Source organism: Nonomuraea sp. B19D2 (assembly GCF_040137845.1).
GTDB lineage: Bacteria > Actinomycetota > Actinomycetes > Streptosporangiales > Streptosporangiaceae > Nonomuraea.
The window spans coordinates 110242-129470 of the sequence record NZ_JBEFAK010000023.1; the positions used below are offsets into that span (position 1 = coordinate 110242).

16 protein-coding genes are annotated in these 19229 nt (G+C 73.3%); 12 read left to right on the forward strand and 4 right to left on the reverse strand.

Annotation, left to right across the window (positions count from 1 at the left end; all coding sequences use genetic code 11):
- The first annotated feature begins 28 nt into the window (after nucleotides 1–28).
- Both ABN273_RS34845 and ABN273_RS34850 read left to right on the forward strand, forming a co-directional pair.
- A complete protein-coding gene (locus ABN273_RS34845; protein ID WP_349453353.1) occupies nucleotides 29–250 on the forward strand; it encodes a hypothetical protein in 222 nt (73 codons plus the stop codon).
- 25 nt (nucleotides 251–275) lie between these two features.
- On the forward strand, nucleotides 276–1496 hold the full coding sequence (locus ABN273_RS34850) for an alpha/beta fold hydrolase (RefSeq protein WP_349453354.1): 1221 nt from the start codon (nucleotides 276–278) through the stop codon (nucleotides 1494–1496).
- 46 nt (nucleotides 1497–1542) lie between these two features.
- Here ABN273_RS34850 and ABN273_RS34855 read toward each other — a convergent pair whose 3' ends face one another.
- Nucleotides 1543–5541 (reverse strand): hypothetical protein, encoded by a 3999-nt coding sequence (locus ABN273_RS34855; RefSeq protein ID WP_349453355.1) that lies wholly within the window; start codon nucleotides 5539–5541, stop codon nucleotides 1543–1545.
- Nucleotides 5542–5714: 173 nt separating this feature from the next.
- Here ABN273_RS34855 and ABN273_RS34860 point away from each other — a divergent pair, with 173 nt between their 5' ends.
- From ABN273_RS34860 to ABN273_RS34880, 5 genes are all read left to right on the forward strand, one after another.
- Nucleotides 5715–7508, forward strand: coding sequence for an HSP90 family protein (locus tag ABN273_RS34860; protein ID WP_349453356.1), 1794 nt, complete (start codon nucleotides 5715–5717; stop codon nucleotides 7506–7508).
- Nucleotides 7505–10168: a hypothetical protein gene (locus ABN273_RS34865; RefSeq protein WP_349453357.1), complete on the forward strand. Its 2664-nt coding sequence runs from the start codon at nucleotides 7505–7507 to the stop codon at nucleotides 10166–10168. The genes ABN273_RS34860 and ABN273_RS34865 overlap by 4 nt, the downstream gene beginning before the upstream one ends.
- 62 nt (nucleotides 10169–10230) lie before the next feature.
- Entirely contained in the window at nucleotides 10231–11187 is a 957-nt protein-coding gene (locus ABN273_RS34870) for a MerR family transcriptional regulator (protein WP_349453358.1), read from the forward strand.
- A gap of 22 nt (nucleotides 11188–11209) precedes the next feature.
- Entirely contained in the window at nucleotides 11210–11875 is a 666-nt protein-coding gene (locus ABN273_RS34875; protein WP_349453359.1) for a TetR/AcrR family transcriptional regulator, read from the forward strand.
- Between the two features lie 42 nt (nucleotides 11876–11917).
- A complete protein-coding gene (locus ABN273_RS34880; protein ID WP_349453360.1) occupies nucleotides 11918–12481 on the forward strand; it encodes a type II toxin-antitoxin system prevent-host-death family antitoxin in 564 nt (187 codons plus the stop codon).
- Here the strand turns inward: ABN273_RS34880 and ABN273_RS34885 are convergent.
- On the reverse strand, nucleotides 12436–12627 hold the full coding sequence (locus ABN273_RS34885; protein WP_349453361.1) for a DUF1918 domain-containing protein: 192 nt from the start codon (nucleotides 12625–12627) through the stop codon (nucleotides 12436–12438). The two genes, ABN273_RS34880 and ABN273_RS34885, sit on opposite strands and share 46 nt — an antisense overlap.
- Before the next feature lie 166 nt (nucleotides 12628–12793).
- Here ABN273_RS34885 and ABN273_RS34890 point away from each other — a divergent pair, with 166 nt between their 5' ends.
- A complete protein-coding gene (locus ABN273_RS34890; protein ID WP_349453362.1) occupies nucleotides 12794–13804 on the forward strand; it encodes a zinc-dependent alcohol dehydrogenase in 1011 nt (336 codons plus the stop codon).
- A 195-nt stretch (nucleotides 13805–13999) separates the two neighbouring features.
- A complete protein-coding gene (locus ABN273_RS34895; protein WP_349453363.1) occupies nucleotides 14000–15229 on the forward strand; it encodes an MFS transporter in 1230 nt (409 codons plus the stop codon).
- On the opposite strand, the gene ABN273_RS34900 is transcribed toward ABN273_RS34895, so the two are convergent.
- Both ABN273_RS34900 and ABN273_RS34905 read right to left on the reverse strand, forming a co-directional pair.
- A complete protein-coding gene (locus tag ABN273_RS34900; RefSeq protein WP_349453364.1) occupies nucleotides 15224–16063 on the reverse strand; it encodes an aldo/keto reductase in 840 nt (279 codons plus the stop codon). The two genes, ABN273_RS34895 and ABN273_RS34900, sit on opposite strands and share 6 nt — an antisense overlap.
- Before the next feature lie 9 nt (nucleotides 16064–16072).
- Nucleotides 16073–16897, reverse strand: a complete 825-nt coding sequence (locus tag ABN273_RS34905; protein ID WP_349453365.1) for a MurR/RpiR family transcriptional regulator — start codon at nucleotides 16895–16897, stop codon at nucleotides 16073–16075.
- An 83-nt stretch (nucleotides 16898–16980) separates the two neighbouring features.
- Here ABN273_RS34905 and ABN273_RS34910 point away from each other — a divergent pair, with 83 nt between their 5' ends.
- The 3 genes from ABN273_RS34910 to ABN273_RS34920 all read left to right on the forward strand — a co-directional run bounded on the left by ABN273_RS34910 (nucleotide 16981) and on the right by ABN273_RS34920 (nucleotide 19202).
- Nucleotides 16981–17517, forward strand: a complete 537-nt coding sequence (locus ABN273_RS34910; protein ID WP_349453366.1) for a GNAT family N-acetyltransferase — start codon at nucleotides 16981–16983, stop codon at nucleotides 17515–17517.
- A 45-nt stretch (nucleotides 17518–17562) separates the two neighbouring features.
- Nucleotides 17563–18324 (forward strand): SDR family NAD(P)-dependent oxidoreductase, encoded by a 762-nt coding sequence (locus ABN273_RS34915; protein ID WP_349453367.1) that lies wholly within the window; start codon nucleotides 17563–17565, stop codon nucleotides 18322–18324.
- 194 nt (nucleotides 18325–18518) lie between these two features.
- Nucleotides 18519–19202 carry an L-2-amino-thiazoline-4-carboxylic acid hydrolase gene (locus tag ABN273_RS34920; protein ID WP_349453368.1) on the forward strand — a complete coding sequence of 228 codons (684 nt, stop codon included), beginning with the start codon at nucleotides 18519–18521 and terminating at the stop codon, nucleotides 19200–19202.
- The last annotated feature ends 27 nt before the right edge of the window (nucleotides 19203–19229 follow it).

Genomic DNA, 19229 nt, shown 5'->3' on the forward strand with positions numbered 1-19229 from the left:
CAGTCTCACGGCGGGAGTGAGGGGCGGGGTGCTTGACGCCCCGGCGGGCACCGACGACTTCCTCGTGCAGTTCGGCGACGACTCCGAGTCCCGGGCCCGGTTGCTGCGCGACGACACGGGCAGGCCGGTGCTCCGGCTGGGCGGCTACATGACGGCCGGCGGCACGGTCGTCGACGAGCGCGTGTGGACCGTGCGCGAGACCGTACGCCACGGCGACCGCATCCGCCTGCGCCTGGGCCGCTCACTTTAGGCACCAGGTGCACTAACGTCCCCTTATGGCTTCTTTCGCCAGGTTGGCCGGGCGGGCGGTGGCGGGCGCCGGGGTGCTGGCGCTGTCGCCGGTCCTGGGGCTGGCCACGCTGGCCGGGATGGCGATGGTGGGCGCGGAGCCGATGGTGTTCGCGGTGACGGGGCTGGCGGTGTTCGCGTCCGTCTCCTTCCTGGGGCTGCTGCTGTGCGTGCCGAGGCCGCGGGCGGCGTGGGGACGCTGGTCGAGGGCCGTGGTGATCCTCGGCGTGGAGGTGGCGGTGGTCTGGCACGTGAGCGTGGCAACGCTGCAGCCGCCCGCGGCCCGTGCTCCCGCGGCGCCGGTGGCGGGGCAGCGGGAGTGGCGGCTGCCGACCGGCTCGGAGCTGGCGTACGTACGGCTCGCGCCGAAGCGGGTCACCCGCCCCGACCCCGTGGTGTTCCTGCACGGCGGGCCCGGTGTGGCGGATCTGGCGGCGTCCTCGGCGTTCTTCCGCGACCTCACGGCCGACGGCTACCAGGTGTACGTCTACGACCAGCTCGGAGCCGGGCGCTCGGCGCGGCTGCCGGACCCGCGCGGGTACGGGCTGACCCGCGACGTGGCGGACCTGGAGGCCATCCGCCAGACCGTGGGCGCGAAGCGGCTGAACCTGATCGCCCACGACTACGGCGCCCAGCTCGCGGCCGCCTATCTGGCCGCCCACCCCGACCGGGTGGCCGGAGCGGTCCTCGCCTCCCCCGCGTGGACGCCTCAGAAGCAGGACGGCAGACTTGAGGTGGCGGCGGCGTTCGGCCAGGACGGCTCGCCGGATCCGCGCCTGCTCGCCGTCTCCACGCTGCTGCGGGTGGAGCCCCTGGCGGCGCACGCGTTCGCGGGCGACCGGGAGCTGGACGCCTACCTCGGCCTCGTCCGCCAGGGCGCCCGGCACCCCTGCCCCGCAGCCGCGACGACCGGTTCCGGCGGCTACGCCGGCCTGATCGGGCGGGCCGCGCCCGGCTCCTCGCCCCTGTCGAGCCTGACCGAGGTGACGGCGCCCGTGCTGATCGTCAAGGCGGCCTGTGACGAGCAGAGCTGGGCATCGGCCATGGACTACCGGCGGGCGCTGCCCTCGGCCACGTTCGCCTACCTCGGCGGCGGCACGTACCGGAGTGAGGCGTACCTCGGGCTCGTCCGCGCGTTCCTGACCGGCGGCCGGGTGCACGCCTACGAGGGCGATGTCCCGCCCCCGGACTACCGCGGTCCCCGCTGACCGCCTCGCCCCCGCCCGCGACCCGGAGCGGGGGTGAGGCGGCGGGCTAGCGGGACTCGGCGCCGTCGGCGGCGGTGCAGCCGCCGGCCTTGGCGCCCGCGACCTTCCACTCCGCGCCGGGGAACGGGCTCATGAAGCTGGTCAGCAGGTCCACCGCGTAGTCCGGCACCTGGCCCCCCGGATCCAGCAGCGACACCATCTGCGGACCGTCGGCCCCGCGCAGCGTGATGGAGTTGGTGCCCGCTCCGGCGGCGAAGCCGGGCTTGGCGTCCACCGTCACGCACGCCAGGCTGACCCCGGCCGCCTTGATCTCCTGCTTGGCCCCGATGCGCCGCATCCGCTGGTCGTAGCGGCGCAGCGCGAGCGAGTCGGTGGGCGCCAGCCGTACCGAGTCGTGGAAGACGTCGTTGCCGACGCCCCTGCTCAGCCGGACGTCCAGGGACACCTCGGGCCGCAGGTCCACGCCCTCGGCGGCCACCTTCAGCCGGCCGTAGTTCCCCTCGAAGCCGGGCGCGACGTACCCCAGAGCCGGGGAGGCCTTCAGGCCGAACGGGACCTTGCCGGGCCGGATGCGGAGCCAGGACACCCGCTGCGCCTGCAGCGACACGTCCTTGACCGCGCTCGGCCCGAGCCCGAACCTGCCTCCGACGCTGTAGGTGAGGAAGCCCGTCGTGTACGGGACCTCCTTGCTCACGGAGATCTGCTGCGGCGCGACCGCGTCGACCCGGAGCCCCGCGTGCAGCGAGACGTCACCCGTCGGGACGGGACGGGAGACCAGGTCGAGCGACTGGTCGGGGTTGAGCCGGATCGTGGTGTCGGCGGCCAGGTCCTTGACCGAGAACGACACGTCCCCGAGCCGCCCCTGCGGATCCACCAGGCCGCCTTCCACGCCGAGGTGGCCGTCGAGGGTGTTGACGTTCGACTTGTACGTGACCGCCGGCACGCTCAGCCCGGCGGCCGAGGCGTCCGCGTCCACCCCGAACACGGCGGGCACGTCCGAGAAGCGCAGCTCCCCGGTGCCCTTGCCGGCCAGGGTGACCTTGGCGTCGAGGCGCTTGACGGCCGCGGAGTTGTTCACCCGGATGCGGGTCTTGGCGCCGTACGTGCCCTGGACGGACACCGACGCGGGCACGGGGTCGATCGCCACGTGGCCGCGCAGGTCACCCGCCTCGGCCTGCACGTCGAGCGCGCCGAGCGTGGCGGCGGGCTCGATGCGGTACGCGGCCTGCACGACGTTGCCCTGGGCCACGCCGAACGGCCCCATCGACATGCTGGTGATCTTGTCGGGCAACCCGGTCAGGGTGGCCCTCGCCTTGATCGGCACGGGCGACAGGACGCTGCTGGCCAGGTAGACGCCGAGGCTCTTGCGCCGCGGGCTGAAGCCGGAGAACGCGAACGTCTTGCCCGTCATGTCCACCGTCACCTGGTCGGGCAGCCCGGTCACGTCCAGGTAGCCCTGCAGGCCGAAGCAGCCGCGATCCGGCGTGCAGAAGGGGCCCTGCGCGCAGCCCGGCGATCCCGCCGCGCAGCCGCCGTCCACCAGGGACACCCCGCCCGGCACGGCCGGGGCGGCACGCATGCGGTCGAGCGCCGCCGCCTTGCCGAGCCAGGCGCGGGCGCGCACGTCCAGCCGGGAGCCGGCGTACGTGAGCTTGCCGCCGTCCGAGGTGACGGCCAGGCGGCCGGGCACGGGCCCGAGCGTGCCGAGCAGCCCGTAGCGCGTGTCGCCCTGTGTGACGTCGGTGTCCACGGCGAGCGTCTGCCTGGCCGAGCGGAAGTCGGCGGTGAAGCCCTGCGCCGCCGGGCTGAACTGGACCTGCTTGAGCCCCTTCACCAGCACGCTGGCGTCGAGGTCGCCGGTGGCCTGGCTGTAGTGCGCGGAAAGGTGCGGCCCCGTGGGCGACTTGGCGCCGTCATGGTTGGTGAAGGCCACCTCCGCCGACCCGACCGGGCCCGACAGCCCGCGGAAGCGGTAGGAGGCCGCGTCCCACGAGGCGTCGAAGCGGGCCGGCACGCCGGTCACCTCGGCGGCGGCTCTGACGTACCGGCCGCCCAGCTTGGCCCTGGCCAGGGCGGAGACCTTGCCGACCGGCTGGTCCGCGGTCCAGGTGAGGGCCCTGGCCTTCGTGTCGGCGACCAGCTCGACGTTCTTGTGAACTCCCTCGACGGCCGCCTCCAGGTCCTCTCCGGAAGGGGACGTCACGTACGCCTTGTTGGCGTAGAGCCGGACCTGATCGATCTTGGCGGCCGTCGTCACCTTGACGGTCGAGCGCTCGCCCAGTTCCCATGACGCCTTGACGTCGTCGTGCATGCCCAGGACGGCGCCGTCGATCGTCGGGCCCGACTTGAGGTCGGCGTAGGCGGCGCGGAGCTTGTGGATCACGCCGCTGGCCTGGTACTCGGCCTTCCTGCGGGCGGGGTCGAGGGTGACCTCCACGGTGGAGGGCGTGTTGGAGATCTCCAGCCGGGCCAGGCGGGTCCCGTCGATGCTGGCCGCGCCCAGGAACGACCGCCCGCTGGAGCCCACCTCCAGGCGGGCGTGCGGCACGTCCCCGTACGCGACGTCGAACCCGGACAGCCCGGAAAGCAGCCCGGACACCCCCAGCGCGTCGCCCTTCTTGATCATGGTGACGTGGCCGCCGCGCGGGCTGGAGATGGCGCCCTCGCCGCGCTGCAGCACCACGGCGAACCTGCCGATGGGCGAGCTGGTCGTGTGCGTGACGCGGTGCTCGGCCAGGTCGTTGACCAGGCGCACCTTGGCCGGCAGCTGGCTCAGCTCGGTCTTCACCACGGTCTTGTCCGCAGCGCGGTCGTAGAAGAGCAGCGTGCCGCCGCCGGCCCGGCCCTTGCGGGAGTCGATGGTCAGGGTCTGCTTGCCGTTCGCGGTGCCGTACTCGGCGGTCAGGGACGGCGGCACCCTCGTGAGGTCCGCGCTCAGGACCCTGGCCAGCTTGCCGTCGCGGTAGGTGTAGTTGTGCAGCCGGGCGCGGGCGATCGAGGACGGGCCGCTGAAGCGGATCTCGCCGTCCGTCAGCCGCACCTCGGCGCGGGCGGGCATCCGGTCGAGCACCGCCTCGGTGAACTGGCGCCCGGTCACGGCCAGCGCCTCCAGCTTGGCGGGCCCGGAGGCGTCGACGTCCAGGGAGGGCGAGTCGAGCGCCGCGGTCACGGAGAGCTTCTCGGTGGCGGGCGTCTGGCGCAGGCTCACCGCGCTGCGGCCGGTCAGCCCGGCGATCACGGTCGCGGACTTCCCCGGCTCGGTGCGCTTGAGTCGGGCCTTGACCTGTTTGCCCGCCAGGTCCACGGTGAAGTTCCCCCAGTCGAAGGCCGACAGCGACGAGCCGCGCCGCAGGCCGTCGAACCCGACCGACACCTTGCCGTCGTACTCGGCCCAGACCTGCGCCTTGAGGCTCTGCTTCGACAGCCGCTTGACGGCGAAGCCCAGCCCCACGGACCCCTCTGTCGGGTCGAGGGTGGGCACCAGGTCGGCCGCCAGGTCGGGCTTGCCGTCGCCGGTGACGTCGGCGGCCACCGGCGTGGCGACGGGCTGCGAGATCGTGCAGGAGACCGGCACCGCCTCGCTCTCGACGCAGACCCGGTACGTCAGCCCGGGCAGCGCCTTGCCCAGCCCGTCGAACGCCTTGACGACGGCCGCCAGCGGCTTGATCAGCGTCAGCGTCTCGGCCTTGGAGGTGTCGGGCAGCACATTGCGCACGACCGGCGCCTGCCTGCCGAGGCCCTGCTTCTCCTGGATCGAGGCGGCCTCGGTGGTGATCTCGTTGATCAGTTGCGGCCCGGCAGGCGTGGTGACCTCGGGCTCACTCGGTCCCACCCGCCCCGTCGTGCCCTGAGGCCGGACCGCCAGCGAGGGCCGGGCGGGAACGCTGACCGCGGCGGCCGGCGGCTCCTGCACGGCGGGCACGGGCTGGACCCCCACCAGGGTCTTCGGCTGAGGTTGAGCTTGGGCGCTCGGTGACACGGCCACCAGCATCGTGGCGGTTGCGATTGACGTGGAAGCGAGCACGCGCAGGAGGGCGTGCGGCATGAATTGTTCTCCCCCGGACCGGTGTAATTCATCCCATCAGAAACATAGGTCACGATGCGACCACATCTCCTCACTGCTAGTCAAACCTGCCCGGACATGGGACCCCAATTTTCACGATCCGCCTCCGACGTATGATTTCGGGCTGGAACAGAGGCGGCGGAGAAGGCAGGGGCGTGGAGCGAGCGTTTCAGGTTGACCTACGGGGGATCGTCGACCTGCTCAGCCGGCATCTCTACGCCAGTCCCCGGGTGTATGTGCGTGAGCTGCTGCAGAACGCGGTCGATGCCATCACCGCGCGCCGGGCGGTCGATGCGGGCGCGCTGGCCGTGGTGTCGATCGAGCCGTCCGAGATGACCGGGGACGGGACGCTGCGGATGCACGACAGCGGCATCGGCTTGTCGGAGTCCGAGGTGCACGAGCTGCTCGCGACGATCGGGCGTAGTTCCAAGCGGGACGATCTGGGGCTGGCGCGGCACGAGTTCCTCGGCCAGTTCGGCATCGGGCTGCTCTCGTGCTTTCTGGTGGCCGACGAGGTGCGGGTGACCACCCGGTCCGCGCGGGGCGGGCCGACGGTGGAGTGGACGGGCCTGGCCGACGGGCGCTACCGCGTCGCTCTGGCGGAGCGCGAGCGTGCGGAGCCCGGCACGACCGTCACGCTCCGGCCGGTGCCGGACATGGCGCAGTGGCTGACCGGCGCGATGGTGCACGATCTGGCGGTGTCCTACGGGGACGCGCTGCCGGTGGAGGTCTCGATCGCGGGCCGGCGGGTGAACTCTGGGGTGTTGCCCTGGCAGCGCGGCTATCCGTCTCCGCACGCGCGTGCCGAGGCGCTGCGGGCGTACGCCGAGCGTGTCTTCGGCTTCGCCCCCTTCGACGTGATCGACCTGGCGGTGCCCGAGGCCGGGCTGACCGGGTTGGCGTTCGTCCTGCCGGTGGCGGCCCATCCCACGGCCCGGTCGGGGCACCGGGTGTACCTACGCCGGATGTTGCTGGCCGATGGTGTCGACACGCTGCTGCCGGAGTGGGCGTTCTTCGTCCGGTGCGTGGTGGACACCGGCGAGCTGCGTCCGACCGCGAGCCGCGAGGCGCTGTACGAGGACGACCTGCTCGCCGATACGCGGGAAGCGCTCGGCGGGCAGGTGCGTGACTGGCTCGTGCGCCTGGCCGCGACCGATCCCGCGCGGCTGCAGCAGTTCCTGATGATCCATCACCTTGGCGTCAAGGCGCTGGCGCTGCACGACGTGGAGATGCTGCGGGTGGTGGACCGCTGGTGGCCGATGGAGACGGACGCCGGGCCGATGACGCTCGCCGAGTTCCGGCGGCGGCACCCGGTGGTGCGCCACACGGCGACCTCCGATGAGTTCCGCGCGCTGGCGGCGGTCGCCGCCGCGCAGAACCTCGGCCTGGTCAACGGCGGCTACGCGTACGACATCGAGATCATGCGGCGGCTGCCGCTGCTGGACCCGTCGATCACCGTCCGCGGGCTGGACACCGCCGAGCTGGCCACCCGGTTCGAGCCGCTGGATCCGGTGCTGGAGGCCCGGATACGGCCGTTCCTGGCGGTCGCCGCGGAGACCCTCAGGAGTCTGGGCTGCGCCGTCGTGCCGCGCTGCTTCGACCCGCCCGTCCTGCCCGCGCTCTATCTTAGGAGCCGGGCCGCCGCACAGGCGGAGGAGATGCGGGAGGCCCGGTCGGCGGCGGGTGATCTGTGGTCGGGGGTGCTGGGCGCCGTGGACGCCACCGAGGCGGCGGACGTGCCGCAATTCATCCTCAACCTGCGCAACCCCGTGGTACGGCGGCTCGCCGAGGCACCCGACCCGGCGCTGGCCTCGCTCGGTGTCCAGGCCCTGTACGGGCAGGCCCTGCTGGCGGGCCACCATCCGCTCCGCCCTGGGGACAGCGCGATGCTCAACCGTTCCTTCCTGGCGCTGCTGGACTGGGCGATGGGCGGGAGAGGCGCCCAGTGAGCCGGAGCGAGCCCGAGGTGACCGCGATGCTGGAGCAGGCGCGGCGGATGCCCGATGGCGAGGCTCGGGCCGCGCTGCTGGAGGACGTGGTGCGGCACGCCGACGCCGGCGGCCTGCACCGGCTGGCCTTCACCGCCCGCCGCAGCCTGGCCAACACCTACAGCGTCCGCGGTCAGTGGGACAAGGCGTTCCCGCTGTTCTCTCGTTGCCTGAGCGAGTACGACGCCCGCACGGGCGAGTTCGGACCGGAAGAGGACTGGACGCTGCGCCGCTGGTACGCGAGCATCGCCCAGTCGATGGCCGAGTTCCCCGAGCTCCGCCTGGACCAGATCCGTGGCGCCTTCGAGGACATGGAGGGCCGTTTCCGCGCCGGCGGGCACAGCCTGCGGCACGTGTACGACGGCCGCCGGTGGGTGGCCCAGCTCATCGGCGACTGGCCTGAGGAGGAGCGCTGCTACCTGCAGTGGAAGGCGGCCGGCGGCTTCGATCCCGACTCGGTGTGGAGTTTCGAAGCCGAGGTCGAGCGGCTGGTCCTGCGCGGTGATGACGCGTCCGTCGCGCGGGCGCTGGACCTCGCCGGGCCGGTGCTCGCGGGCCAGGTCGTCTTCGACGAGCCGCCCGCCCCGATCCAGTGCCTGATGCTGCTTCCGCTGGCCCGCGCCGGTCGTTCGGAGGAGGCGGCGCGGGCCTTCCACCGGGCGCGCCGGGCGATGGAGCACGGCGTCTACCGGTACGAGTACACGGCCATGCTGATCGAGTTCTGCGCCCTGACCGGCAATGAGGAGACCGGGCTGTCGGTGTTGCGGGAGTCTCTGGCCTTCTCCACGCGGCTGAGGCGGCCGAACGGCACGATGGAGTTCGCCACCGCCGCGGCGGTCCTGCTGAGGCGGCTGGTCGCGGAGGGCCGGGGCGGTGAGACCGTCCGTGCGAACGGCAGCGACCTCAGCTGGCCCGTGGCGGAGCTGCACCGCCAGATGGAGAGTACGGCGCGTGACCTGGCCGCCCGGTTCGACGCCCGCAACGGCACGACCCACCAGGGGGACCGGATCGGCGCCCGGCTGGACGCGGATCCGGTCGTCGAGTTCCTGCCGCTGACGCCGGGGGCCCGCAGGCCGGTGCGGCCGGCGATCCCGACCGGCATGCCGCCCGAGGCGCTGCTGGATCGTGCCGAATGGCACAAGCGACGGTTCGAGAGCCCTTTGGCGCGCCGGTATCTGGCCGCTGTCGGCACACCGCCGCCGCACCTGGCCGCGCGGCACGCGGAGCTGACCGCGCTGACCGAGTGGCAGCAGACCGACCCGGAGCGGGCCGAGGAACGGCTCCGGTGGGCGGCGGAGGCGTACCGGCAGGCCGGCGATCAGCGGCGTCACCTGGTGTGCCTGTGCCGGCTCGCCGACCTGTTGTGCGAACGCGGCCGGCACCACGAGGGCCTGCCCATGGTGGCGCGAGCGGTGGCCGGGCTGCGCCGCGACGGGGACGACGCGCTGATCGCCCAAGGCGAGCTGCTGCAGGCTCAGTCGCTGTCCTCCGCCGGGCAGTACCAGAAGGGGGACCTGGCTCTGGCGCGCGCTGTCTGGCACGCCATGGCCTGCGGTGACCCGATCCTGATCGGTATGATCGCCCTGACCGAGGGAACCTGGCGGGACTCCGACGGCCATCCGCCCGCCCACGTGATCGCCCTGGCCGACACCGCGCGATCGGCCTTCGCCGCCGCGGACTCACCCGGCCAGGTGGTCAGGGCGTACGAGCTGCGGCGCCGCGCCCACGAACGAGCCGGGGCGCCGCACCACTTCACCGAACTGGTCGAGCGGGACCTCGCCGCGCTGCCGCCGTCGGCGCCGGCGCAGCTGCGCGGCTACCTGAGATACCGGCGCGGAGTCGCGCTCATCCACGCCGGCCGCCCGGCCGACGCCCTCGAGGACCTGATCGACGGGGTCGGTGAAGCGCGCTCTCGCGACGCCGACACCGCGGAACAGGGCTACGAGCTGGCTGTGGCGTACCGCGCGGCGGGTCGGCCCGAGGACGTGGTCCAGGCCGCCGACGACGTGGCCGATTGGCTGGACCGCCTGCGCGACCTCGGAGAGCTGTCCAGGGCGGAGATCCCCGACTGGAACCGCATGCTGCTCGCCGAGGCGCACGAAGCCCTCGGCGACCGCGCTCTCGCGCTCCAGGAGTACCAGAAGGTCGTGGGCTCCGCCCGTCAGCGCAACCATCCCAGGCTGCTCCTCGACGCGCTGATGCCGTCCGCGAGGCTTCAGCACGTCCTGCACCGGGACGCCGGGGCGGCCGCCGCCTACCGCGAGGCCGGCGACGTCGCGGCCGCTCTGGCCGACCCGCACGCCGTGGCCACGTGCCGCGCGTCCGAGGCGTTGTCCCTGCACCGGACCGGTGACCTCCAGCGGGCACTCGCCGTCCTCGCGCAGGCGCAGGCCGCGGCCGGTGCGCTGCCCGCGCAGCCGCCGGACCGCCTCGCCGGGACCTGGGCCGTCGTGTTCCGCAGCGCCGCTCACGTGCTGTCCGCCGCCGGCCGGCTCCAGGAGGCGGCCGGCCATGCCGCACGCGCCGCGGCGGCCTTCCGGCAGGTGGGCGACGCGACCGAGGCGGCCGAGCTGGACCGGCTGCACGCCCGCACCGTCAGCCGTCAGGCGCAGGGTCGCTGAGTGGCACAAAACACCGTCAAGCGGTTGAGTCTCCACCTAGGGGAGCCACAAAGGTGGAGGGCATGGCGCACTACTCGATCGGCGAGCTGGCCCGGCGGACCGGGCTGACCGTCAAGACCATCCGGTTCTACTCCGATCAGGGGATCGTGCCGCCTGCCGACCGCAGCCCCGCCGGGTACCGCCGCTACGACGTCGACGCCGTCGCACGCCTGGAACTCGTACGCACGCTGCGCGACCTGGGGCTCGACCTTCCGACGATCCGGCGGGTGGTGGACCGCGAGGTCTCGCTCGCCGAGGTCGCCGCGGCGCACGCCGAGGCCCTGGCCGTGCAGATCCGCACGCTCCGCCTGCGACGCGCGGTGCTGGCGGCGGTGGCCCGGCGCGGCTCCAGCCCCGAGGAAACGGATCTCATGAACAGACTGGCCCGACTCTCCGAGGACGAACGCCGCCGCCTCATCGCCGACTTCCTGGACGCCGCCTTCGACGGCCTGGGCGCCGTACCCGGGTTCGCCGGGATCATGGGCTCGATGACGCCCGAACTGCCCGACGACCCCTCGCCCGAGCAGCTGGAGGCGTGGGTGGAGCTGGCGGAGCTGGCACAGGACCGGGACTTCCGCGCCGGCCTGCGCCGCACGGCCGAACACCTCGCCGCCGAGCACCGGGCGGGTCTCCGCGTTCCCGCTCCCCCGCGCCCCGACGCCGCCGCACTGGCCCGCCACCACGCCCGTCCCGCGCTGGCGGCGGGCATCGACCCGGCCTCGCCCGAGGCCGATCCGGTGGTGGCGGCGGTCACGGCCCGGTACGCACACGACCGGGGCGTCCCCGACTCCCCCGCGCTCCGGCGGCGGCTGCTGGCCCAGCTGGAGAGCGCGCACGACCCGCGCAGGGAGCGCTACCTCGAGCTGCTGGCGGTGATCAACGGCTGGCCCGCCCCCGAGAGCCTGGCCCCCGCCCTCGACTGGTTCGCCGCGGCCCTGCGCGCCCGGCTACCGGCCGGGGAGGGTGCGGCGTCCAGGTGACGAGGTCCAGTACGGTTTCACCGTGGCCTCATCCGCCGACCAGCAACCGCCCAGCCGCCGCGCCTGGGGCAGCCTCAGCCAGGCGCGGATCGTCGCCGTCGCCCTGGAGATCGCCCGCACCGAGGGCATGGAGGCGCTGACCATCCGCCGCCTGGCCGCCGACCTCGGCGCCTCCCGGATGGCCCTTTACCGCCATGTGGCCGACAAGGAGGCCCTCGTCGACCTGGTCATGAACGCCATCGCCGAGCACGACGTGGTCCCGCCTGGCATCGACGAGGGCCCGTGGCCGCACCGGCTGCGCCTGCTCGCCACCGCGATGCGCCGGCAGCTGGCCGCGTACCCGGGCGTGGTGGACGTCCTCATGACCCGCGCCAACCACGGCCCTGGCGCGCTCCACCTGGTCGAGACCATCCTCGCCATCCTCGCCGACGCAGGGCTCGACGAGCGGCAGGCGGCCAGGCACTACCTGATCTTCATCGACCTCGTCCTGGGCAGGCTCCACCGCGAGCTGCACGGCGACCCCATCGCCGCGCACCGCACCGCCAGCCTGGTGGCCCTGGCGGACAAGGCCGGCGGCCACCCCCGCCTGCGTGCCGCCGAGCCGCACCTGCGCGCCGTCTCGTCCGAGGAGATCTTCGAGGCCGAGCTGGACATGCTCATCGAGGCCGTCAAGGCGGCCAAATCGTAAGGCGGCTTGCAGAAGTTTTGTAAGACGCCTTACGATCTCCGGATGATCCAGACCGAACGGCCCCCGTACGACGAGCTGGAGGCTCGTTACGGCGCCCCGCTCGGCGTCGAGGACGCCCGCGCGCGCTGGGGCGCCCTCGTGGGCGACGCCATGAGCGGCGCCACCACCCTCATCACGCGCGAGCGCTGGGAGTGGGCCGCGCTGGTGCCGCTCTCGGAGGTGTCCGGGATGCTGAGCGGCCTGCCCGTGGTGTCGTTGTCGACGGCCCGCGGCAAGCTCGGCGAGCTCGTACGGCAGGTCGCCCAGCCGTACGACGAGACGCCGGTGCTGCTCACCCGCCACCGCACCCCGGTCGCCGCCCTGATCGCGGCCCGCCGCCTGCTCGACAGGCCCGGTCCGCGACGGCCCGCGGACCCCGACGCGCTCCTGCAGGCCGGCCACACCATCACCCTGGCCCTCGACTCCTGGGAACGAGTCATCGCCACCGCCCGCGACCAGGACGGCAACGAGATCGCCGTCGGCTCGTCCGGCAGCGCGGCCGGAGCGCTCAGGTCGCTCGGCTACTCGGATTCGGCCGGCTGGACCACCGCGTCGGGCCCCGGGTAGACGAGTTCCTCGTGCCCGTCGTCGAACCGGACGAAGAACGGCGGCGTCCCGTTCTCGCCCCGGACCTCGATGATCTGGCCCTTCCTGTCTCCCTGACCGACGACGTGACCGTGGACGATCAGGCGGTCACCGACGCTCGCGTGCATGATGGGTTCCTCTCAGCTGGACTGCGGCAACGTTGAGGTTCCTTCCCACATTGCACCTGGCGGGCCGTCCCGCAAAGGGCATGCCTTTCTCATATGACGTCCTGCACCGCGCCCTCCCGGGAGGACCGTCGACGCGACCGGGGCGCGGCTGTTAGCGTCTGCCGCCATGCGTGCCTTCGTCATCACAGGTCCAGGACGTGCGGAGGTCCAGGAGGTCGAGCCGCCCACACCGCGCGAGGGCGAGGTGGTGGTCGAGGTCGAGCGGGCCGGGGTGTGCGGCACGGACATGGAGTTCTACTCGGGCGCGATGACGTACCTGCACACGGGAGACGCGCGCTATCCCGTACGGATCGGCCACGAATGGGCCGGAATCGTGCGGGAAGTCGGCGACGGCGTGGATCCCGCCTGGCTGGGCCGCCGCGTCACCGGCGACACGATGCTCGGGTGCGGGCGGTGCGCGCGCTGCGGGGCGGGCCGGCAGCATCTGTGCGCCGGCCGGTACGAGATCGGCATCCGCGGCGGCTGGCCCGGCGCGCTGGCCGAGCGCCTGCCGGTGCCGGCCCGCGCGCTCCAGCCCCTGCCTGACGCGGTGGATCCCACGCTGGGCGCGCTGGTGGAGCCGGGCGGGAACGCGCTGAGGGCCGTGCGCGCCGCCGACCTGGCGCCGGGCGAGCGCCTGCTGGTCATCGGTCCTGGCACGATCGGGCTGCTGGCGGCCCTGATCGCGGCGGCGCAGGGCGTGCAGGTCCACCTCCTGGGCCTCGCGGAGCGCTCGCTGGACTTCGCCCGCTCCCTGGGCTTCACCCGCGCCTGGACGACCCCGCCCGCTGAGCCGTTCGACGCGGTGATCGACGCCTCGAACGGCCCGGATTCGCCCGCGCTCGCCGTGGACGCCGTCGAGCCGGGCCGGCACGTGGTGTTCATCGGGCTGTCGGCGGATCCCAGCCTGGTAGACACGCGGCGGCTCGTGCTGAAGGACGTCACGGCCGTCGGGGTGCTCAGCGCGTCCGGCGGCCTGGCGGGTGCCGCCGGCCTGTACGCGTCCGGCCAGGTGGATCCCCGGCCCCTGGTCGCGGCCACCGTCTCGCTGGCCGAGGCCGCCATGGTGCTGGCCGGGGAACGGCGTCCGGAGTGGGGCACCGCACCCAAGATCCACATCGACCCCCGGCTGCCCTGACGCCTGTTGCCGCGCCGGCACGGCCGCGCCATGCCCACTTGCGGACAGCCGTCCACAAGATTTAGGGTTGCCTAACTTGATGGCGAGTACGGGAGGTCGTCGGTGTGGATCCTCGCGGGGCTCACGGCCCTGTGCGTCGCGTTGTTGCGCCGGTTCCGGGCGTCGAACGGCCCTGCGGGTGAGAAGGGAGCGCCGGTGGCGGTGACGAGGGTGGGGACGGTCGTGGGGGCGTTGCTGGTGGCGGCGCTGACGGCGAGCCTGGCGCAGACGATCGTGATCGCGGTGCTCCCCGTGCTCGGGCCGGAGCTCGGCGCCTCCACGACGGCCGTGACGTGGGTGCTCACGGCGTTCATGCTGTCCAGCGCGGTGGCCACGCCGATCGCGGGGCGGCTGGGCGACATGTTCGGTCATCGCCGCGTCATGCTCGCGTGCCTGGGATGCTTCGCGCTCGGCACGCTGGTGTGCGCCCTGGCCGGCACGCTCGGCTGGATGGTGGCGGGGCGGGTGTTGCAGGGGGTGGCCGGTGGCGTGTTCCCGCTGGCCTTCGGGATCGTGCGGGCCGCGCTGCCGCCCGCCCGCGTTCCTGGGGTCATCGCGCTGCTCAGCGCCATGTTCGGGATCGGCGGGTCGGCGGGCATGGTCGCGTCGGGACCGCTGGCCGACGTCGCGGGCACGAGGTGGCTGTTCTGGGGCTTGCTCGTGCTGGCGGCGGTGGCGGCGGCCGCGTGCGCCGCGCTGCCGGCGGCCCGGCCCGGCGGGGAGGAGCTCCCGGGAGGCGGGCTGTTGTCCGGGGCGGTGGTGCGGCTGATGGGCCGCCGCGCGCTCGTCACCACGAACCTGGCCACGCTCGTCGTCGGCGCCGCGATGTTCGGCGTCATCACGCTCATCCCCCGCTTCGTCCAGACCTCGCCGGCGGCCGGGTACGGGTTCGGCGCCTCGGCCACGGAGGCCGGCCTGGTCATGGTGCCGATCGCGCTGGCCATGCTGGTCGCCACGCCGCTGGCGCCGCTCCTGGGCAGGCGGTTCGGGGCGCGGCTGCCGCTGCAGGCCGGGGCCGCCTGCGCCGCCGCGTCGTTCGCCCTGCTGACCGTCGCCCACGACCACATGTGGCAGGTCCACGCCGCCGGTCTCGTCGTCGGCGCCGGGTACGGGCTGGCGTTCGCCTCCATCGGCAACCTGGTCGTCGAGGCTGTCGAGCCGCACCAGACCGGGGTGGCCACCGGCGTCAACACCATCGTGCGGACCGTCGGCGGCGCGCTCGGCGCCCAGATCGCCGCCGCCCTGCTCGCTCTGGGCACGCCCGGCCCGGGCGCGGTGCCCGCCGAGTCGGGCTACTCGGTCGCGTTCGCCGCCTTCGCCGCACTCGCCGTGGTCGCGCTGGGCACCGCCGCCACCGTCCCGCGCCGCAGTGACGTCGCGCTATGATCGGTCGCGGTCCAGGGCGGCCAGGTCGTCGGGGGTGAGCTCGATGGCGGCCGCGTCCAGGTTCTCCTCCAGGTGGGCGAGCGACCCCGTGCCCGGCGTGGGCAGGATGACCGGCGAGTGGTGCAGCAGCCACGCCAGCGCCACCTGACCGGTGCCGGCCCCGTGCCGCCGCGCCACCTCCGGCAGGTCGGCCCGCGCCAGTGAGCCGTTCCCCAGGGGGAACCACGGCAGGAACGCCAGCCCCCACTCCTCGCACGCCCTCAGCACCGGCGCGGACTCTCGATCGAGCAGGTTGAAGCGGTTCTGCACGGAGGCGATCTCCGTGATCTCCAGCGCCCGCTCCAGCTCCTCCAGGGTGACCGTGTCGAGGCCGATGTGCCGGATCTTGCCCTCCTGCCGCAGCTCGGCGAGCGTGCCGAGCTGGTCGGCGAGCGGCACGTCCGGGTCGATCCGGTGGAGCTGGTAGAGGTCGACGGTCTCGGCCTTGAGCCGGCGCAGGCTCGCCTCGCACATGGCCCGCAGCCGCTCGGGCCGCCCGGCGACGTGCCAGACATTGGGCCCGGTACGGACGACCCCGCCCTTCGTCGCCACCACCAGATCGTCCGGGTAGGGGTGCAGCGCCCGCGCCACCAGCTCCTCGGCGATGTCCGGCCCGTAGTTGTCGGCCGTGTCGATGAGCGTGACCCCGCGCTCCACGGCGCGGCGCAGCACGGCCACGGCCTGGTCCGGCTCGAGGCGCGGCCCCCAGTAGCCGGGCCCGGTGAGCATGCCGGTGCCGTACCCGAGACGCCTGACCCGCAGCTCGCCCGCGATGTCGAAACTCTGACTGATCAATGCGCCCCCTCAGTAGCTGTGGCTCGCCGTGACTTCGGCGGAGGCCGACACCGCCCGCTCGGCCGCGCCGCCGCGCAGCGCGAGCACGATCATGGACAGCGTGTCGACGATGGTGAGATGGGCGAGGCGGCTGGCGACCGCCTCCATCCCGAAGACGAGGTCCTGCCCGCCGCCGACGAGCACCCACGTGCTCTCCTCGGTCAGCGGGGAGCTGGCGTAGCTGGTGACGGCCACGACCCGCGCCCCGGCGGCGCGGGCGCGCCGCGCGGTCTCGACGGTGGAGCGGGTGGCTCCGCTGTGGCTGATCGCCAGGCAGACGGCCGGGTCCGGCAGCAGCTCGGCGGCCAGATGCGCGGTGAGCGGGTCGGGCGGCAGGTCCACGGGCAGGCCGAGGGCCCGTAGCCGGTAGGCGGCGTCGGTGGCGGTCGCCCCGGACAGGCCGGTGGCGGCGACCAGCACCCGGGAGGCTCCGCTGAGCGCCTCGGCCGCCGCGCTCAGGTCGGCGCGCGACAGCGTGGCACTCAGCCCGCCGAGCGCCTCCCGGGCCGCCCGGACGGTCGCGGCCAGCGGGTCGAGGTCGTCCTGGGGCTCGGCGCCCGCCGGCGCCTCGCGGGCGGCGGCGATCTTCAGCTCCTGGTAGCCGCCGAACCCGAGCCGCCGGCACGAGCGCACCACGGTGGACGCCGACGTGCCCGCGAGCTTCGCCACGTCGCTCACGCTCAGGTGGACGAGCCGGACGCCCTGGTCGAGCACCACTTGCGCGACCCGCGCCTCGGCGTCGTGCAGCCCGGAGAGCCTGGCCCGCACGGTGGCAGCCAGGGAATTGCGTTCCATGACCGGAGAGTATCAGAGAACAGAATTCCGTCCTCTCGGAAAACCTGTCGAGCCGCCGCCTCCGGATGTCTAGCGTTTCGCGGGTGGACATCTACCTGGAGACCGAGCGGCTGATCCTGCGCCGCTTCACCGAGTCCGACGCCGACGACCTCTTCGCGCTCGACAACGACCCGGAGGTCATGGAGTTCCTCAACGGCGGCAGGCCCACGCCGCGCGAGAAGATCGTCGAAGAGACGCTGCCCCGGTTCATCACGCGCGGCTTCTTCGCGACCGTCGAGAAGGCGTCGGGAACGTTCCTCGGCTGGTTCCACCTGCGGACGCGCGACGGGGAGCCGGACGACGAGCCGGAGCCGGGCTACCGGCTGCACAAGTCCGCCTGGGGCAAGGGATACGCGACCGAGGGCTCGCTCGCACTGATCGACAAGGCGTTCCGCGAGCTGGGCGCGCGCCGGGTGTACGCCCAGACGATGGCGGTGAACGTACGGTCCCGGCGGGTCATGGAGAAGGCCGGGCTGACGCACACCCGCACGTTCCACCTCGAGTGGGACGACCCCCTGCCGGGCACCGAGGAGGGCGAGGTGGAGTACGAGCTGACCCGCGCCGAATGGGAGGCCCGCTGACCCCCAACCTGGTGCACTGGTCGGACCAGTCGCTAGGGTGCCTCCATGGGATATGACGCACTGTTCCGCCTGGACGGGCGGAAGGCCGTGGTGATCGGTGCAGGCAGCGGGATCGGCAGGGAGGCGGCGCTGGCGCTGGCCGCCCACGGGGCCACGGTGGTGTGCGCCGACCGCGACCTGGCCGCGGCGGAGAAGACCGCGGCCGCATGCGGCGGGGCCGCCCGCCTGCTCGACGTGCTGGACGCCGCGCAGGTGCGCGGGGCCGCCGCGGAGGAGCCCGCCGACGTGCTGGTGTTCACGGCCGCCACGAACGTCCGCAAGCGGCTGCTCGACTACTCCGGCGAGGAGTTCGACCGGGTGGTGGGCCTGAACCTGCGGGCCTCGTTCGACGTGGTCAGGGCGTTCGGGGCGGGCATGGTCGAGCGGGGGCGCGGGTCGATCATCGGGTTCGCGTCGATCCGCGCGTCCGTGACCGAGCCCGGGCAGAGCGTCTACTCCGCCACCAAGGCGGGCCTCGTGCAGCTGCTGCGCACGGCCGCCGCCGAGTTCGGGCCGCACGGCGTGCGGGTCAACGCCATCGCGCCCGGCGTCGTGGAGACGCCGCTGACCAGGCAGATCAAGGACAACCCCGGCTGGTACGACGCCTACGCCGCCAAGAGCGCGCTCGGCCGGTGGGCGAGGGCGGAGGAGATGGCCGGGGCGGTGGTCTACCTGGCGAGCGACGCGGCGAGCTTCGTGACCGGCTCCGTGCTGTACGTGGACGGCGGCTGGACGGCCGTGGACGGCCGCTTCGACCCGCCCAATTGACAGGTTCGGCCGCCGAATCGACATGATCGTCGGAGGTGTGCCACACTGGCGCCGACAAATCAACACAAGCTTGTCAGCGCCTGGTCGGTTGGTGGAGTGCGCTGGCGTGCTCGCTCGGTCGCGAGCACGGCCAGTCACGCCTCCACGCGGGATCACGGTCGTGTACGCGCCGAGCCGTACACGAAAGGACCATCATGTCCACCGACCAGTTCGGGCTCGCCGAAGGTGACTACGTCCCCGATCCCGATCGTGACACGACGCTGCTCCTCGACGCGTTCTACGACCATCTCGCCGCGACCCTGCGTGAGCACGCGCTTCCCGGTGATCTCACGACCGCCATGCGGGCGCGTCAGGGCGAGCTCGAAGCGGCGAATCAGCACCTGATCGTCGATGAGCCCGCCCGCCACAACCTGCGCATGACCTTGGCCCTGGTGGCCGCCCACGAGTTCCTCCTGCCCAGGCTGGGCCAGGAGACGGCCATCGCCGTCGTCCGCGCGTCATTCATCGAACCGCTCGGCGAGACCGTGAAGGAAGGCACCCGGGCGATGCTGGACAACGCGCCGGACGCCTTCCTGGCCATGGTGGAGGTGAGCAAATCACGCGAGGAGCACGCGTTCGGGAAGGGGTTCGTCTTCGACCGGCCGGTCGACGACGACGACAAGCGCTATCACGTCGACGTGCGCCGGTGCTTCTACCACGACGTTCTGGTCGCCAACTCTGCGCCGGAACTGACCCCGGTCATGTGCGCGTTCGACGCGAACTGGATCGAGGCCATCGCACCCGGCAGGCACGGCTTCCGGTTCGATCGCCGCACCACCATCGGAACGGGCGGCACGCATTGCCCCTTCCACTTCAGCCGGACCCAGGAAGCCGGCTGACGCCCGCACAGCCACATCTTCTGGGGC

Coding starts and splice junctions, on each gene's coding strand:
- ABN273_RS34915 (WP_349453367.1), top strand. CDS start 17,563: ATGGGATATGACGCACTGTTCCGCCTGGACGGGCGGAAGGCCGTGGTG.
- ABN273_RS34850 (WP_349453354.1), top strand. CDS start 276: ATGGCTTCTTTCGCCAGGTTGGCCGGGCGGGCGGTGGCGGGCGCCGGG.
- ABN273_RS34920 (WP_349453368.1), top strand. CDS start 18,519: ATGTCCACCGACCAGTTCGGGCTCGCCGAAGGTGACTACGTCCCCGAT.
- ABN273_RS34905 (WP_349453365.1), bottom strand. CDS start 16,897: ATGGAACGCAATTCCCTGGCTGCCACCGTGCGGGCCAGGCTCTCCGGG.
- ABN273_RS34890 (WP_349453362.1), top strand. CDS start 12,794: ATGCGTGCCTTCGTCATCACAGGTCCAGGACGTGCGGAGGTCCAGGAG.
- ABN273_RS34880 (WP_349453360.1), top strand. CDS start 11,918: ATGATCCAGACCGAACGGCCCCCGTACGACGAGCTGGAGGCTCGTTAC.
- ABN273_RS34855 (WP_349453355.1), bottom strand. CDS start 5,541: ATGCCGCACGCCCTCCTGCGCGTGCTCGCTTCCACGTCAATCGCAACC.
- ABN273_RS34885 (WP_349453361.1), bottom strand. CDS start 12,627: ATGCACGCGAGCGTCGGTGACCGCCTGATCGTCCACGGTCACGTCGTC.
- ABN273_RS34870 (WP_349453358.1), top strand. CDS start 10,231: ATGGCGCACTACTCGATCGGCGAGCTGGCCCGGCGGACCGGGCTGACC.